This is a genomic window from Pseudarthrobacter sp. HLT1-3, assembly GCF_059383535.1.
This window is the reverse complement of the sequence record NZ_JBWZCJ010000030.1, coordinates 1-14,382: the sequence shown is the minus strand read 5'-3', so window position 1 is coordinate 14,382 and position 14,382 is coordinate 1. Positions and strand designations below refer to the sequence as shown.

Annotated in this window: 13 protein-coding genes; 7 read left to right on the top strand and 6 right to left on the bottom strand. The window is 68.0% G+C overall.

Features of this window, described 5'->3' with window-relative positions; genetic code table 11:
* Positions 1-75 precede the first annotated feature (75 nt).
* From thrS to pdxS, 4 genes are all read left to right on the top strand, one after another.
* Positions 76-2,085, top strand: a complete 2,010-nt coding sequence (gene thrS / locus AC50X9_RS19190; protein WP_494896249.1) for a threonine--tRNA ligase — start codon at positions 76-78, stop codon at positions 2,083-2,085.
* A gap of 20 nt (positions 2,086-2,105) precedes the next feature.
* Complete coding sequence (locus AC50X9_RS19185) at positions 2,106-2,729, top strand: HIT family protein (protein ID WP_494896247.1); 624 nt, start codon at positions 2,106-2,108, stop codon at positions 2,727-2,729.
* Positions 2,719-3,357 (top strand): phosphatidylinositol phosphate synthase, encoded by a 639-nt coding sequence (gene pgsA, locus AC50X9_RS19180; RefSeq protein WP_494896246.1) that lies wholly within the window; start codon positions 2,719-2,721, stop codon positions 3,355-3,357. The genes AC50X9_RS19185 and pgsA overlap by 11 nt, the downstream gene beginning before the upstream one ends.
* Positions 3,358-3,528: 171 nt before the next feature.
* Entirely contained in the window at positions 3,529-4,455 is a 927-nt protein-coding gene (pdxS, locus tag AC50X9_RS19175) for a pyridoxal 5'-phosphate synthase lyase subunit PdxS (RefSeq protein ID WP_494896245.1), read from the top strand.
* A 144-nt stretch (positions 4,456-4,599) separates the two neighbouring features.
* On the opposite strand, the gene AC50X9_RS19170 is transcribed toward pdxS, so the two are convergent.
* Positions 4,600-6,612 (bottom strand): M3 family metallopeptidase, encoded by a 2,013-nt coding sequence (locus AC50X9_RS19170; protein WP_494896244.1) that lies wholly within the window; start codon positions 6,610-6,612, stop codon positions 4,600-4,602.
* 82 nt (positions 6,613-6,694) lie between these two features.
* Here AC50X9_RS19170 and AC50X9_RS19165 point away from each other — a divergent pair, with 82 nt between their 5' ends.
* Positions 6,695-8,005: a CapA family protein gene (locus AC50X9_RS19165; protein WP_494896243.1), complete on the top strand. Its 1,311-nt coding sequence runs from the start codon at positions 6,695-6,697 to the stop codon at positions 8,003-8,005.
* Positions 8,006-8,026: 21 nt separating this feature from the next.
* A complete protein-coding gene (locus AC50X9_RS19160; RefSeq protein ID WP_494896242.1) occupies positions 8,027-8,863 on the top strand; it encodes an alpha/beta fold hydrolase in 837 nt (278 codons plus the stop codon).
* A gap of 82 nt (positions 8,864-8,945) precedes the next feature.
* On the opposite strand, the gene AC50X9_RS19155 is transcribed toward AC50X9_RS19160, so the two are convergent.
* The 5 genes from AC50X9_RS19155 to AC50X9_RS19135 form a co-directional block, all read right to left on the bottom strand.
* Positions 8,946-9,488, bottom strand: a complete 543-nt coding sequence (locus AC50X9_RS19155) for a GNAT family N-acetyltransferase (RefSeq protein WP_494896291.1) — start codon at positions 9,486-9,488, stop codon at positions 8,946-8,948.
* Positions 9,489-9,555: 67 nt separating this feature from the next.
* Entirely contained in the window at positions 9,556-9,786 is a 231-nt protein-coding gene (locus AC50X9_RS19150) for a DUF8691 family protein (RefSeq protein WP_494896241.1), read from the bottom strand.
* Positions 9,783-9,956 carry a hypothetical protein gene (locus AC50X9_RS19145; protein ID WP_494896239.1) on the bottom strand — a complete coding sequence of 58 codons (174 nt, stop codon included), beginning with the start codon at positions 9,954-9,956 and terminating at the stop codon, positions 9,783-9,785. Before AC50X9_RS19145 ends, AC50X9_RS19150 begins: the two co-directional genes overlap by 4 nt.
* Positions 9,953-10,642, bottom strand: a complete 690-nt coding sequence (locus AC50X9_RS19140; RefSeq protein WP_494896237.1) for a hypothetical protein — start codon at positions 10,640-10,642, stop codon at positions 9,953-9,955. The genes AC50X9_RS19145 and AC50X9_RS19140 overlap by 4 nt, the downstream gene beginning before the upstream one ends.
* Positions 10,643-10,770: 128 nt before the next feature.
* Positions 10,771-13,464 (bottom strand): winged helix-turn-helix domain-containing protein, encoded by a 2,694-nt coding sequence (locus AC50X9_RS19135; protein WP_494896235.1) that lies wholly within the window; start codon positions 13,462-13,464, stop codon positions 10,771-10,773.
* Between the two features lie 345 nt (positions 13,465-13,809).
* Here AC50X9_RS19135 and AC50X9_RS19130 point away from each other — a divergent pair, with 345 nt between their 5' ends.
* On the top strand, positions 13,810-14,175 hold the full coding sequence (locus AC50X9_RS19130; RefSeq protein WP_494896233.1) for a hypothetical protein: 366 nt from the start codon (positions 13,810-13,812) through the stop codon (positions 14,173-14,175).
* Positions 14,176-14,382: the final 207 nt, after the last annotated feature.

Here is a 14,382-nt window from a genome sequence, read left to right as displayed (position 1 = left end):
TAGCATGGACGAGGCTGGCTGTGGTCCCCGTACGCCACAAGCTACGAAGCCTTAAACTTTGAATAGGAGACACCCGTGTCAGATGCCCAGCAGATCACCCTTCTCGTCGATGGCGAAGAGACCAAGGTGGCTACCGGGACCACCGGCGCGGAACTCTTTTTCGAGCGCCGCGACGTCGTTGTGGCCCGTGTCAACGGCGAGCTGAAGGACCTGGACCAGCCGCTGCCCGAGGACGCCACGGTAGAGGCCGTCACCATCGATTCCCCGGACGGCCTCGACGTGCTGCGCCACTCCACCGCCCACGTGATGGCCCAGGCCGTGCAGCAGCTGCGCCCGGACGCCAAGCTGGGCATCGGCCCCTATATCACCGACGGCTTTTACTTCGACTTCGACGTCGAGGAGCCGTTCACGCCGGAAGACCTGAAGGCCCTGGAAAAGATGATGCTCAAGATCATCAACCAGAACCAGAAGTTCATCCGCCGCGTGGTGTCCGAGGACGAGGCCCGCCAGGCCATGAAGAACGAGCCCTACAAGCTCGAACTGCTGGGCAAAAAGAACAACGCGGCCGACGCCGGTGAAGGGGTCAACGTCGAGGTCGGCGCCGGCGACATCACGATCTACGACAACGTGGACCGCAAGAGCGGGGACACCATCTGGTGCGACCTGTGCCGCGGCCCGCACCTGCCCAACACCAAGCTCATCTCCAACGCCTTCGCGCTGACCCGGTCCTCGGCCGCCTACTGGCTGGGCAACCAGAACAACCAGCAGCTGCAGCGCATCTACGGCACCGCCTGGCCGACCAAGGACGCGCTGAAGGCCTACCAGGAGCGCATTGCCGAGGCCGAACGCCGCGACCACCGCAAACTTGGCGCCGAACTGGACCTGTTCTCCTTCCCGGACGAGCTGGGCTCCGGCCTGCCGGTGTTCCACCCTAAGGGCGGCATCATCCGCAAGGCCATGGAGGACTACTCCCGCCAGCGCCACGTCGATGCCGGCTACGACTTCGTCTATACGCCGCACATCACCAAGGGCCACCTCTACGAGGTCTCCGGCCACCTGGACTGGTACCGCGACGGCATGTTCCCCCCGATGCACATCGACGCGGAACTGAACGAGGACGGCACCGTGCGCAAGCCCGGCCAGGACTACTACCTGAAGCCGATGAACTGCCCCATGCACAACCTGATCTTCCGTTCCCGCGGACGGTCCTACCGGGAACTGCCGCTGCGGCTGTTCGAATTCGGTTCCGTCTACCGCTACGAGAAGTCCGGCGTCGTGCACGGCCTCACCCGGGTGCGCGGCATGACCCAGGACGACGCCCACATCTACTGCACCCGCGAGCAGATGAAGGACGAGCTCACCACCACGCTGAACTTCGTGCTGGGCCTGCTCAAGGACTACGGTCTGGACGACTTCTACCTCGAGCTCTCCACCAAGAACGAAGACAAGTTCGTCGGCGACGACGCCACCTGGGACGAAGCCACCCGCACCCTGGCCGAAGTGGCCGAGGCTTCCGGGCTGGAGCTGGTCCCGGATCCGGGCGGCGCCGCGTTCTACGGCCCGAAGATCTCCGTGCAGGCCAAGGACGCCCTCGGCCGCACCTGGCAGATGTCCACGATCCAGCTGGACTTCAACCTGCCCGAGCGCTTCGAACTCGAGTTCCAGGCCGCGGACGGCACCCGCCAGCGCCCGGTGATGATCCACCGCGCCCTCTTCGGTTCCGTGGAACGGTTCATGGGTGTGCTGACCGAGCACTACGCCGGTGCCTTCCCGGCCTGGCTGGCACCCGTGCAGGTGGTCGGCATTCCGGTGGCCGAGGCATTCAACGACTACCTGTTCGACGTCGTGGGCCAGCTCAAGGCCGCGGGCATCCGGGCCGAGGTGGACATTTCCTCGGACCGCTTCCCGAAGAAGATCCGCACCGCCAGCAAGGACAAGGTCCCGTTCGTGCTGATCGCCGGCGGCGACGACGCCGAAGCCGGCGCCGTGTCCTTCCGCTTCCGCGACGGCAGCCAGGACAACGGTGTGCCGGTGGCCGAGGCCGTCCAGCGGATCGTCGACGCCGTCCGCAACCGGACCAGCTAACGGACAGGGAAGAACAAAGCATGCAGGAAACCACAGGGGCCGGCCCAGAGTACCCGGGGGACGACGGCGTGACCGACGACTTTGGCCTGGCCGGGGTGCCGGACGCGTTCCAGCGCCTGTGGACTCCGCACCGGATGGCGTACATCAAGGGCGGGCAGCACCAGTTCAAGAACGTGGAGGACTGCCCGTTCTGCGTGGCGCCGGAACGCGAGGACGACGATTCGCTGATCGTCTACCGCGGACGGACCAGCTACGTGGTGCTGAACCTATTCCCTTACAACCCCGGCCACCTGCTGGTCTGCCCGTACCGGCACATCCCTGATTACACGGACCTGACCGTGGAGGAAACGGCCGAATTCGCCGAGCTGACCCAGACGGCCATGCGGGTGCTGCGCAAGGTCGCCAACCCCACCGGCTTCAACCTCGGAATGAACCAGGGCGTGACCGGCGGCGCCGGGATCGCCGGGCACCTGCACCAGCACGTGGTGCCGCGCTGGGGCGGGGACGGCAACTTCTTCCCAATCATTGCCCAGACCAAGGCCATCACGCAGACCCTGGGCGAGGTGCGCCAGCAGGTCGCGGACGCCTGGCCGCAGACAAACGACGCGGGGCAGGCGACCGCCGGGGCGACGGATGCTGAATAGGCACGCACGCGGCTTCTTCACCGCACTGTTTTCCCCGCTGGCCCGCTGGCTGTTGCGGATCGGGGTCTCCCCGGACGCCGTGACCATCGTCGGGACGCTCGGCGTCGTGGTCGGGGCGCTGGTGTTCTACCCGCTGGGCGAGCTCTGGTGGGGCACGCTTTTCATCACCGCGTTCATCTTTTCCGACGTCGTCGACGGCATCATGGCGCGGATGCAAAAAGGCGGCGGCCGCTGGGGCAACTTCCTGGACTCCACCCTGGACCGGGTCGCCGACGGCGCACTGTTCGCCGGCGTCGCGGTCTGGTTCTTCACCGGAGGGGCGAACACCCCCATCGCGATTGCCGCCGTCGTCTGCCTGGTCCTGGGCATGGTGGTTTCCTACGCCCGCGCCAAGGCCGAGGCCCTGGGCTTCCAGGCCAATGTCGGCATCGCCGAGCGCGCCGAGCGGCTGGTTTCGGTGCTGGTCGTCACCGGCTTCACCGGCCTGGGCCTGCCCCCCGTGGTGCTCCTGGTAACGCTCTGCCTCCTCGCCGCCGCGAGCCTCGTGACGATCATCCAGCGGATCGTCGGGGTGCACCGCCAGTCGCTCGAGGAGACCGAGGGCACCACCACCGAACAGACCGCCTGAGCCCGGAACCCCGACGGGGCCCAAGGGTGTAACCGGAATTCAGCCGGGTCGCGGCGGGGGACTAGTATTAGGACTACCGGCCAATGGATCCGGTAATCCGGTGTGTGCGAAGCGGCATTCGTGTGCCGTCCGCGTTCCGGCGAGGTCATCTATCTACCCATAGGGGTTTTTGTGTCTACACCTGATGTAAGCAGCGAAGCCGGCGAGTCCGCGAAGAGCGTGACGGGCAGCAACCGCGTTAAGCGCGGCATGGCGGAGATGCTCAAGGGCGGCGTCATCATGGACGTCGTCAACGTCGAGCAGGCCCGCATCGCCGAGGATGCCGGGGCCGTGGCGGTCATGGCGCTGGAACGCGTTCCCGCCGACATCCGCGCCCAGGGCGGCGTGTCCCGCATGTCCGACCCGGACATGATCGAGGCGATCATCGCTGCCGTGTCCATCCCGGTCATGGCGAAGGTCCGGATCGGCCACTTCGTCGAGGCCCAGGTGATCCAGACCCTCGGGGTGGATTACATCGACGAGTCCGAGGTCCTGACCCCGGCCGACTACGCGCACCACATCGACAAATGGAACTTCACGATTCCCTTCGTCTGCGGCGCCACGAACCTTGGTGAGGCCCTGCGCCGCATCAACGAGGGCGCGGCGATGATCCGCTCCAAGGGCGAGGCCGGCACCGGCGACGTCTCGAACGCGACCACGCACATGCGCCAGATCCGTGCGGAGATCAACCGGCTCTCCGGCATGGCCGAGGACGAGCTCTACGTCGCCGCCAAGGAGCTGCAGGCCCCGTACGAACTGGTCAAGGAAGTTGCCGCGACCGGCAAGCTCCCGGTGGTGCTGTTCACCGCCGGCGGCATCGCCACCCCGGCCGACGCCGCGATGATGATGCAGCTCGGCGCGGACGGTGTCTTTGTCGGCTCCGGCATCTTCAAGTCCGGCAACCCGGCCCAGCGTGCCGCCGCCGTCGTGAAGGCCACCACCTTCTTCGATGACCCGGAAGAGATCGCCAAGGCCTCCCGCGGCCTGGGCGAGGCCATGGTCGGCATCAACGTGGACGAGATTCCGCAGCCGCACCGGCTCGCCGAGCGCGGCTGGTAGCAGAACCAAAGCATTAACCCCGACGCCGGGCGGTCACCTTTCGAGGTGGCCGCCCGGCGTCGTCTGGTTTCCCCATCGAGTGCTCCACAAGCGCCCTTATGAGGGTCGAAAAGGGCGCTTACGGAGCAGCCGATGGGTGGAGTGTCAGTCGAGGCCGCGGCGCTTGAGCAGCGGTTCGAGTTCGGCGTCGCGGCCGCGGAAGGCGCGGAAGGAATCCAGCGGATCGCGGCTGTTGCCCCGGGAGAGCAGTTCGGCGCGGAAGAAGTCGCCGTTGGCCCGGGTGAGGCCGCCATTGTCCTTGAACCATTCCACCGTCTCGGCGTCGAGCACCTCGCTCCAGATGTAGGAGTAGTAGCCCGCGGCGTAGCCGGCGCCGGCGAAGATGTGCTGGAAGTAGCCGGTGCGGTAGCGCGGCGGGATCAGGTGGTGCGCCACTCCGGCCGCGGCCAGCGCTTTGGCCTCGAACTCCAGGACATTTTCGGGCACCTCGGTGCTGTCCAGCACGTGCCAGGCGAGGTCCAGCAGGGCGGCGCCCAGGTATTCGGTGGTGCCGAACCCCTCGCCCCAGAGCTGCGCGGTGTCGAGCCGGTCCACAACCTCCTGCGGCAGTGCCTCGCCGGTGGCATGGTGGCGCGCGTAGTTGGCGAGCACCTCCGGCCACATGATCCACATTTCGTTGACCTGCGAGGGGTATTCGACAAAGTCGCGCGGCACGGAGGTCCCGGAGAACCGGGGATAGGTGACCGAGGAGAACAGCCCGTGCAGGGCGTGGCCGAACTCGTGGAAGGTGGTGCGGAGCTCATCCAGGGTCAGGAGCGTCGGTTCCCCGGCCGGCGGTTTGGAGATGTTGAGGTTGTTGATCACCACGGGCCGGGTGTTGAGCAGCTCGGACTGGTCCACAAGGGAGTTCATCCAGGCCCCGCCGCGCTTGGATTCTCGGGTGTAGTAGTCGCCCAGGAACAGGCCCACTTCGCTGCCGTCCGCGTTGCGGACCTCCCAGACGCGGACGTCCGGGTGGTAGCCGGAGAGGTCGGCGCGTTCGTGGAAGGTGATGCCGTAGAGCGCGTTGGCGGCGAAGAACACGCCGTCGTTGAGGACGCGGTCCAGCTCGAAGTAGGGTCGCAGGGCCTGCTCGTCCACGGCGTACCGTTCGCGTTTGACCTTGGCGGAGTAGAACGCCCAGTCCCAGGCTTCGAGGGGGTGCCCGGCGATTTCGGCCAGCGCCTCGGCCTCGGCGTCGGCGTTCCGGACGGCGGCCGGCGCGAGACGGTTCATCATGGCCTGCACCGCGGCGAAGTCCGGGGCGGTCTGCTGGTCCACGACCAGTTCGGCGTAGTTGGCGAAGCCGAGCAGTGCGGCCTTCTCGGCGCGGAGCCGGACCATGTCTTTGACCAGGTCCAGGACGTCGAGGGCGCTGCCGTCGCTGCCGCGGCCGATGGAGGCCTGGTACAGGCGGCGGCGGACATCCCGGTTCTCCAGGGCGGCGAGGGCGGGCTGGTTGCTGGGCTGGATGAGGGTCAGCAGGTACTTGCCCTCGTGTCCGGCGGTGCGCGCGGCTTCCGCGGCGCTGGCGACATCGTCAGCGGGGAGCCCGGCGAACTCGGCGGCGTCGTCCAGGAGCAGCGCGGCGGACTTCATCGCTTCTTTGACCCGCTGGCCGAACTCGGTTCCGAGCCGGGAGAGCTCGGCGTTGACGGCCTTGAGCCGTTCCTGGCCGGCGCCGTCGAGCTGGATGCCGGATTGGCGGAACTCCTTGAGGTACTCCTCCACCAGCCGGGCGGATTCGCCGTCGTGCTGGTCGGTGGTGATGGCGGCGAACCGCTCGAACAGTCCCCGGTTGAGGTAGACGGCGTCCTGGTGGGCCGAGAAGCGCGGGGACAGGGTGGTTTCGAGGTCGCGGATGGCGTCCGAGGCGTCGGCCGAGACAAGCGTAAAGAAGGAGGCCGCCGCGCGCTGCAGCAGCTGTCCGGAACGCTCCATGGCCAGGGCAGTGTTTTCGAAGGAGGCCGGTTCCGGCGAGTCCACGATTGCCTGGATCTCCGCAAGATGCTCGGCGAGGCCGGCCTCCACGGCTTCGGCGTAGTGCTCGTCGGTGATGTCCGCGAACGGCGGCAGGCCGTAGGGCAGGGTGCTGGGGCTCATCAGGGGATTGGTCATGAAATAACTCTTTCATGTAATGGGGCGAGTCTCAACGGTCTGCCAGGCGTGTTGTGTTCCGTGCCGACGTAGGATTGGCGCCATGCCTACCATCACTCCCACGCTGCGCGGCCGTCTGTTTGCCGCCGCCGCAGCGTTCTCGCTTCTGGCCTCCGTGGCTTCCTGCGGCGTCGCTGCCCAGTCGGACAGCAATACCTCCGGATCCCCGGCGGCCAGCGGGAGCGCCGCCGGACCGGTAACGGGAGAAGGTACGGGCGCGGCATCGGGAACAGCGTCCGGAACAGCGCCGGCAGCGCTGCCGTCGGGCACCCCGACGCCAACGCCCACGCCGACTCCCGGTAAGGGTCCGGGCTGCGCGGCGGTCCGCTGCACCTCGGTGCTGGTCACCGGGGACATGCTGGTCCACACCCAGCTGTGGGAGCAGGCCCGGGCGGACGCCCTGGCCACCGGGGCCAAGGGCCTGGACTTCGGCCCGATGCTTGAAGGCCAGCGCAAGTACATCGAGAAGAGCGACCTGGCGGTCTGCCATCTGGAAACGCCCGTGGCCGGCCCGACCGGACCCTTCTCCGGCTACCCCTCGTTCAATGTTCCGCCGCAGATCATCCCGGCAGCCCAGCAGGTCGGCTACCAGGCCTGCACCACCGCGAGCAACCACACGGTCGACCGCGGCACCGCGGGGCTGGTCCGCACCCTGGATGCCCTCGACGCCGCCGGGATGCAGCACACCGGCTCCTACCGGACCGCAGCCGAGGCCGAGGGCGTCCTGATCCTGCAGACCGCCGCGGCCAAGATCGCCGTGATCAATGCGACGTACGGGCTGAACGGGCAGCTCGCGGAGGCGGCCTGGCAGGTGGACATGCTCGACCCCGAGGTCATGATTGCCAAGGCCAAGAAGGCCCGGGATCTGGGCGCGGACATTGTCGTGGCCTCCATGCACGCTGGCGAGGAATACTCCAGTGTGCCCAACGCCGAGCAGAAAAGCGTTGCCCACGCCCTCGCGGACAGCGGCCAGTTCAGCATGATCTACGGCCACCACTCGCACTCGGTGCTCCCGATCGAGCAGTACAAAGGGACCTGGATTGTCTACGGCCTGGGCAACGGGATCACCGAACTCTCGCCGAACTACGTGGTGAATAACGAGGGGCTGCTGGTTCGGGCGCAGTTCAGCCAGGACGCCGCCGGCAAGTGGACCGCATCTGATCTGGCCTGGGCGCCATCCGTGATGGTCCGGGGACCCTACCGCTGGTGTTCGGTGGCCTCCGACGCCCCACAGGGTCCGTGCGCCAGTGCCGCGGCCGATGCGGCCACCCACCAGCGCACCCAGAAGGTAGTCGAATCGATGGGGGCCGCGGCTGCGGGTGCCCACGAACTGCTCATCACCAAGGAACCGTAGGCAGCAGGACGGGAGGCATTCGTGGGCAGAGCATCGACGGCGGTTCGGGAACCCCGGAACGGGACCTTCCCCAACGGAATGGACTACCTCAGCTGGGGCAACGGAACCAAAAGCCTGCTCTTTATCCAGGGCGGCCCTGGAAGTGCGGTTCCCCAGGGCATGGTGCGCAGGCTGCTCCGGCGCCAGTTCGACCCCTTTCTCCAGGCCGGATACTCAGTCTGGATGGTCACCCGGCGCCGGGGCATGCCGCCGGAGCACACCATCGCCGACATGGCGGACGACTATGCGCAGCTCATAGCCGAGGAGTTCCGTGGCCGCGTCGACATCGTCCTGGCTGAGTCGTTTGGCGGGATGATCGGCCAGTATCTGGCCGCCCGGCATCCCGAGTCGTTCAACCACATGGCCATGGTGGTCACGGCGGCGGAGCTGAGCGACTGGGGCAAGGACGTCGATTCCCGGATGGCGCGGGCCCTCGCGGCCGGAGACCAGGACGGGGCCGGAACGGTCTTCGCCGAATACCTGCTGCCGGGACGGCGCGTGCGGTGGTTGCGGCGGCTGATTGGGCCTTTCATCCGGCGGCGGCTGCTCAGTGGATCCGACTACCCCGCCCAGGATGTCCTCACCGAGGTGCAGGGCGAGGTGACGTTCAATTCCCGGGCAGTGCTCCCGCTGATCCGGCGGCCGGTCTTGCTGATCTGCGGAGGCTCGGACCGGTTCTTCCCCCGCGAGGTCGCCCAGGAAACTGCCGGGCTGATCCCGGACTGCACCCTCATCTGGTACGAGGGCAAGGGCCATGTCGGGACAGCCTCAAGCGGCCGGATCGCGCAGGACGTGCTGGCGTTCGCCGGCCGCAGCTGACCCGCGGGCCTGCCGCCGCGGTGGCCGGTGCGGAAGCCGGTGTGGCGGGCCTGCCGGCCGGCGCGGTGGCCGGTGTGGGCGGCTACGGCTGGCCCTGGTCCGGTAGCGGGAGCCGTTCCGGTATCGGAACCGCCCCCGGTTCAGGGTGGGAGGCGAGGTCCAGGGACATGTAGACACTGTTCGGATCGTCCCCATAGCCGGCGAAGGGCGGGCACACGCTGAATCCGTGACGCTGGTACAGCCGCCGCGCCGGAGCGAAGAAGTCCTGGCTCCCGGTCTCGAGGAACAGGTACTGATACCCCTCGTGCCGGGCTTCGGCCAGGATGCGTGCCAGCAGGAGCGTGGCGATGCCACGGCCGCGTGCGTGTGCTGCGGTGCGCATGGACTTGATCTCGCCCTGCCTGATCCCGCCCTCACCCGGCCGCAGCTGTTTCAGCGCTCCGCAGCCGAGCACCGCCGATTCCTCGTGCGCGGTCCAGAAGATGATGCCCGGTCCCGAGAGAGCGGCAGAATCCAGCGCATGCACACTTTCGGCCGGCGAGGCGGCAAACATGTCCGCGAGGTGCTCGCTCAGGAGCTTCCGGACGTCCGCGCGCCCGGGGTTGTCACGTTCAATCCGGATCATCAGGACCGGCTCCTCCACAGATTGTGCCATCGACCGTCCAATCTACCCGTGTGCACCCGCAGTGGAGTCAGGGATCAGTGGCCTCAACGGAGTAAAGGATGAGGCCGAGGTCACGGACCTTGACAAGCAGCCCGTGCAGCGCCGCCTGGTCCGGGACGAAACCGGTCAGGCGGGTCGTGCCGTCGCTTTCCCGGGTCAGCGTGAGGTCGCCGAGCCAGGCCGCCCAGTGGTCGTCGAGGTGCCCCTCGATCCGCAGCAGGTAGCCCGTGGGTGCCGGTCGTTTGGGGAACTGTGTCATGAGGACCCGGCCTCCGCCGTCGTCCGGGCCCGGCGGCGCGCCATGTCTCCCCGGCGGATGTCGGCGACGCCGAACGCCGCGGGGACCACCACGAGGGCGATCAGGACCCACGGCACCCACGAGGTGGGCCTGCCCGGCCTCTCGGGCCGCGCTGCCGCGTGGACGGTCATTTGGCGCCGGCCGGGTCAAGCGGCGAGCCCACGGCTTCGGTCAGGGACCGGCCGGCCACGGAGCGTTGGTCGCGCCACAACGAGTATCCGAGACCGATCAGGGCGACTCCGGTCGGCACGGCGAACAGCCGCCCATTGATCTGCGGCAGCAGCTGGATGGCAAATGTTGCGACGGTGCCGGCGCCGAGGACCGCAGCGGCCCAGCGGGCGAGGATGCTGGCGCGGAACAGTGCGATGCCGAAGATGAGGCCACCGGCCAGGTAGGTGAAGCCGGAGACCAAGCTGAGGGCCTGCATCAGGCCGATGTCGCCGGTAGCGTGGCCGCCGGTCGCGACGGCGAGGACATCGCTGACGTAGCCCGGTGAACTCTGGGCGATGGCTGGGAGGACGACCAAACCGATGACTTCGATGCTCATCATGATGAGGTAGCCGGCACCGAACACGAGGTATCCGAGCAGGCCAAGCACCCCGGTCTGCTTCACCTGGCGAAGGTACAGGCCCGTGATGCCGATAAGCGACAGTCCGGCCATGAGCACCTTGACGGTTTGGCGGACTGTCCATTCGGTCGTGGTGATGAAGGCGACGTCCACTTGGGGGTGGTTGATCTGGACGCCGATGAACAGCAGGCCTGCCGCAACGGCGGACAGGCCGGCCGCTCGGATGAGGGTGGTCGTGGTGATGGACATGTCCGGCTCCCTGGTTCTTTGGTCTCCGCTGCGGGTGCCGCGGGATGACTCCAAGGTAGGGGCGGGCGGGGTGCCCCGGCATCACCCGATGAGGTGACTGACGGGGTGAGATCCAGGTGGCGGCCCGATTAGATCAACCCGCGTTCGCTCGCCCGGCGAACGGCCGCCCGGCGGTTGGATACCTCGAGCTTGGTAAAGATGTGTTTGGTGTGGGTGCGCAGCGTGTTCTGCGAGATGAACAGCTCGCCCGCGATCTGCGGGCCGCTCAGGTCACTGCCAAGGAGCCTGAGCACCTGCAGCTCCCGCTCGCTCAATGCGGACGACGGCGTCCGCTCCCCCGGACCGGAGGCCCGTGGTTCGCCAGAGGTGTTGAGGCTGAGCAAACGGGCTGCGTGGTCCGCGGTGACGCCGTGTCGCGCGGCGTCGCGCAGCAGTGCCACCATTGGCGCACCCTCGTCCAGGAAGAGTCGCACGCGCTCACCGGGTTCGGGCGTCCCGGAAAAGGCCCTGCGCAGAGCCTCGAGGGCCTTCGGCCGGCGTCCCTGCGCGTCGTGTGCCAGCGCCTGCAGCATGCAGATCTCCATCAGGCTGCCGGCGCGTCCGGATGAAGCGGCGGCATCGAGCAACCGGTCCAGCAGCAGGCCTGCCGGGCCGAGAACGCCGGCGCCGGGCGCTGCCCGGTGCTGGGCAATGAGCAGACGCACCAACGTGAGGTGGTCGAATTCCCTCAGGTGGCTGGCTTCGTCCGTGACGGAAACGCCACGTTCATGTGCCCAGTCGGAGGCCTCCGAGACTTTCCCCTGCGCAATCCAGACCCGGGCCCTTATTGCTGCGATCGGGCGTACATCGGGGAAGAACGCCGGCTGGTAGAGCTGTTCCGCCTGGTCCAGGTAGTTCATTGCTTCGTCCGGGCTGCCCTCGGCATGGGCCATCAGACCCATGGCCACGAACCACCGGTAGCGGCCCTCGGTCATCGTCGCGCGCTCGACGAATGCTGAGGCGGTTTCGAGATGACGGCGGGCGCTGCCGAGGTCTCCGGCTTCGCGGTCGATCTCGCTGAGCCCCACGTGCAGGTCGGCGGTCGCCCGCGCCACGGTCTCGCCGTGCACCTCGGCGAGCTGCAGCGCACTCTGGTAGAGCCTGCGTGCCTTGCTGGGGCGGCCTGCCGCGAGCCACATGTCGGCGAGCACCACCGTGCTGCTGAGCTCGTCGACAAAATTGCCGCCTGCGTGCAAACTGGCCACAGCCTGCGTGAAGGTCTGCAGGGCTGTTGACACGTTGCCCGCGGCCCACGCGGCAAGCCCCAGGAACCCGGCCGCAGCGCCCCGGGCAAGATGGTCGTCCGGGCGGGCCAGTTCAAGCGCGCGCCGGGCGTGCTCCGAGGTGCCTGGCACGTCGCCCCGTGCCTGGGCGAGCGAGGCGCGGTAGACGGCGATGGTCGCCGGCAGCGTCCGGAGCTCGTCGGTGTCAGCCCAGGGTGCAGCCGGCCGGTCCGGTACGGCAGCCAGTGCGCGTTCGGCATCATCGAGTCTGGGCTCGACGCCGTCGAGGTCCCCGGATGCCATCAGCATGAATCCGAAGAAGACGCTGAGCACCGGGCTGCGCCGGACGGCGGCATCCGGCAGTGCCGTCAACCAGCCAAGCAGCATTGCGTCCTGCCGGTTGCGTCGGACCGCCGGGACCGCCAGCTCCATCAGACGGGCCGCGCGGTCGAAGTCCCCGGCGGCCAAGGCGTGCCTGACTGCATCCCCGGCCAGATCGTGGCTCTCGTACCAGCGGCTGGCGCGCTGGTGCAGCAGCGGAATCCGTTCCGGCTGCTCGCTGAGCAGGCGCGCCCGCAGCACCTCGGCGAAGAGGTGGTGGTACCGGTACCACTCCCGCCGGTCGTCCAGGGGGACGAGGAAGAGGTTCGCACGCTCCAATGCCATGAGCATGTCGCCCCCGTCGGCGCGGCCGGTGACAGCATCACACAACGGCCCCGTGAGCCGTTCGAGGACGGCCGAATCCAACAGGAAACCACGAACCGGGTCGGGTTGATGCTGCAGAACCTCCTCGACCAGGTAATCGACGATGTACCGGTCGTTGCCGGCGAACCGGGCGATGAAGCCAGCGACGTCCTCGCGCCCCTGAATCGAGAGCGCGGCGAGCTGCAGCGCGGCAATCCACCCCTCCGTTCGCCGCTCCAGGGCCACCACGTGTTCCGCGGCCAGGCTCAGTCCTGCCACGTCATGGAGGTAGGCGGCGGCCTCCTCCGGCGTGAAGCGCAGCTCGGCGGCACGGATCTCGACCAGGTCACCGCCAACCCGCCAACGGGAGAGCGGTAGATCGGGATCGGCGCGGGTGCTGATCGCGACGTGCGCGCGGGGCGGAAGGTGCTCCAGCAGGAAGGCCATGCCGCGGCCGACGTCGTGACTGTCAACCAGGTGGTAGTCGTCGAGCACCAGCCAGACCTCGTCCGGTGCCGCGGCCAGGTCATTCAGCAAAGTCGCGAGCACAAGCTCGGTCGGCAACGGCGTGGTCGCGATGAGCTCCAGGGCGGTAGCCCCGAGGCCGGGCACCGCTGATTGGAGCGCCCTCACGACGCCGGTCCAGAACGACGCAGGGTCGTTGTCGGCCGGATCGAGCGAGAGCCACGCAATACACCGGTCCCCGCCGGCCGTCGCGCCCAGCCACTCGGCGAGGAGCGTTGTCTTGCCGAATCCCGCCGGTGCGGACACCAGGGTCAGCTTCGAGTCAGCTCCGTGGCGCAGGAGCTCACTCAGTCTGGGGCGGGTCACGAGACCGCTGCGCCGCTTCGGGGCATACAGCTTGGTTGCAATCATCGGACGTGACATGCGATCCCTGTTCCAACGTGCGCCGTGGACGACGTGTGCGGCTAACAGCACCAGCGTACCGGTGTGCCGGTGGCCGAGGGCGTGCGGGTACGGCCTGGTTCGACGGAGACGGGAGATGCCGGCGCTAGGCTGGGGCCAAATGCGGTTGCCTGCCCGGCCGCCGCAACGTTCGATAGCGGGGGAACCATTGCGAAGAGCAGGCAGCAGCGGCACGTGCTGCCGGACAGGTTCGTCAGGCAGCACCCGCTCTCCCTCCGTGGGCCCAACGCACCGGGCAGGATCGGCGCGGCCGGTGGCCGTCGCGGTCTGGCTGGGCGCCGCTATTCTCCTCGCATGGCTGCTGCTGGCTGGCAGCACGGATTCTGCCCGTGCGGCGGCGCCGTGGCTGTTCCTGGTGTCGTGGTTCGTCTCGGCGGCGCAGTGGCGGCCGTTCTCCGGACGGACGCGCAACGGTTCGTGCTGGTCAACGGACTTCGCGACCACCTGATTCGCTACGAGGCGGTGGAGGACATCGAGGTCCGCTTTACCGTGCCGATCAGGGCCGCTGGGCGCCGGGACGCCATCGTTGCCGTGTGGCAGGATGCACGGACCTCCACAGCGCACGGGCCCGCCGGCGCCGTCCTCTCCTCGTGGCATCGGCCGACGATCGTCGTTGGCACCGTCGCCGTCGTCTGGGCGGTCCTGGCCGCGCTTAGCTGACCTGGACGCTGAACTTGGTAGTGCTCCTCCACAAGTGCTGCAATCTACCGGGTTGCGGCAGCGCCCGCCGAGGTCGCCGGAAGCGTGCGGTGGTCGCTGTAACGTCCCTGTGTGTCAGGCTCTTGTGTGACAGGTTTGCTGTCGCCCGCGGCCTGGCGTGCGGGGCGGGGAAAGGTCCGTGATGGATTTTGTTATTCCTTCCCGTGT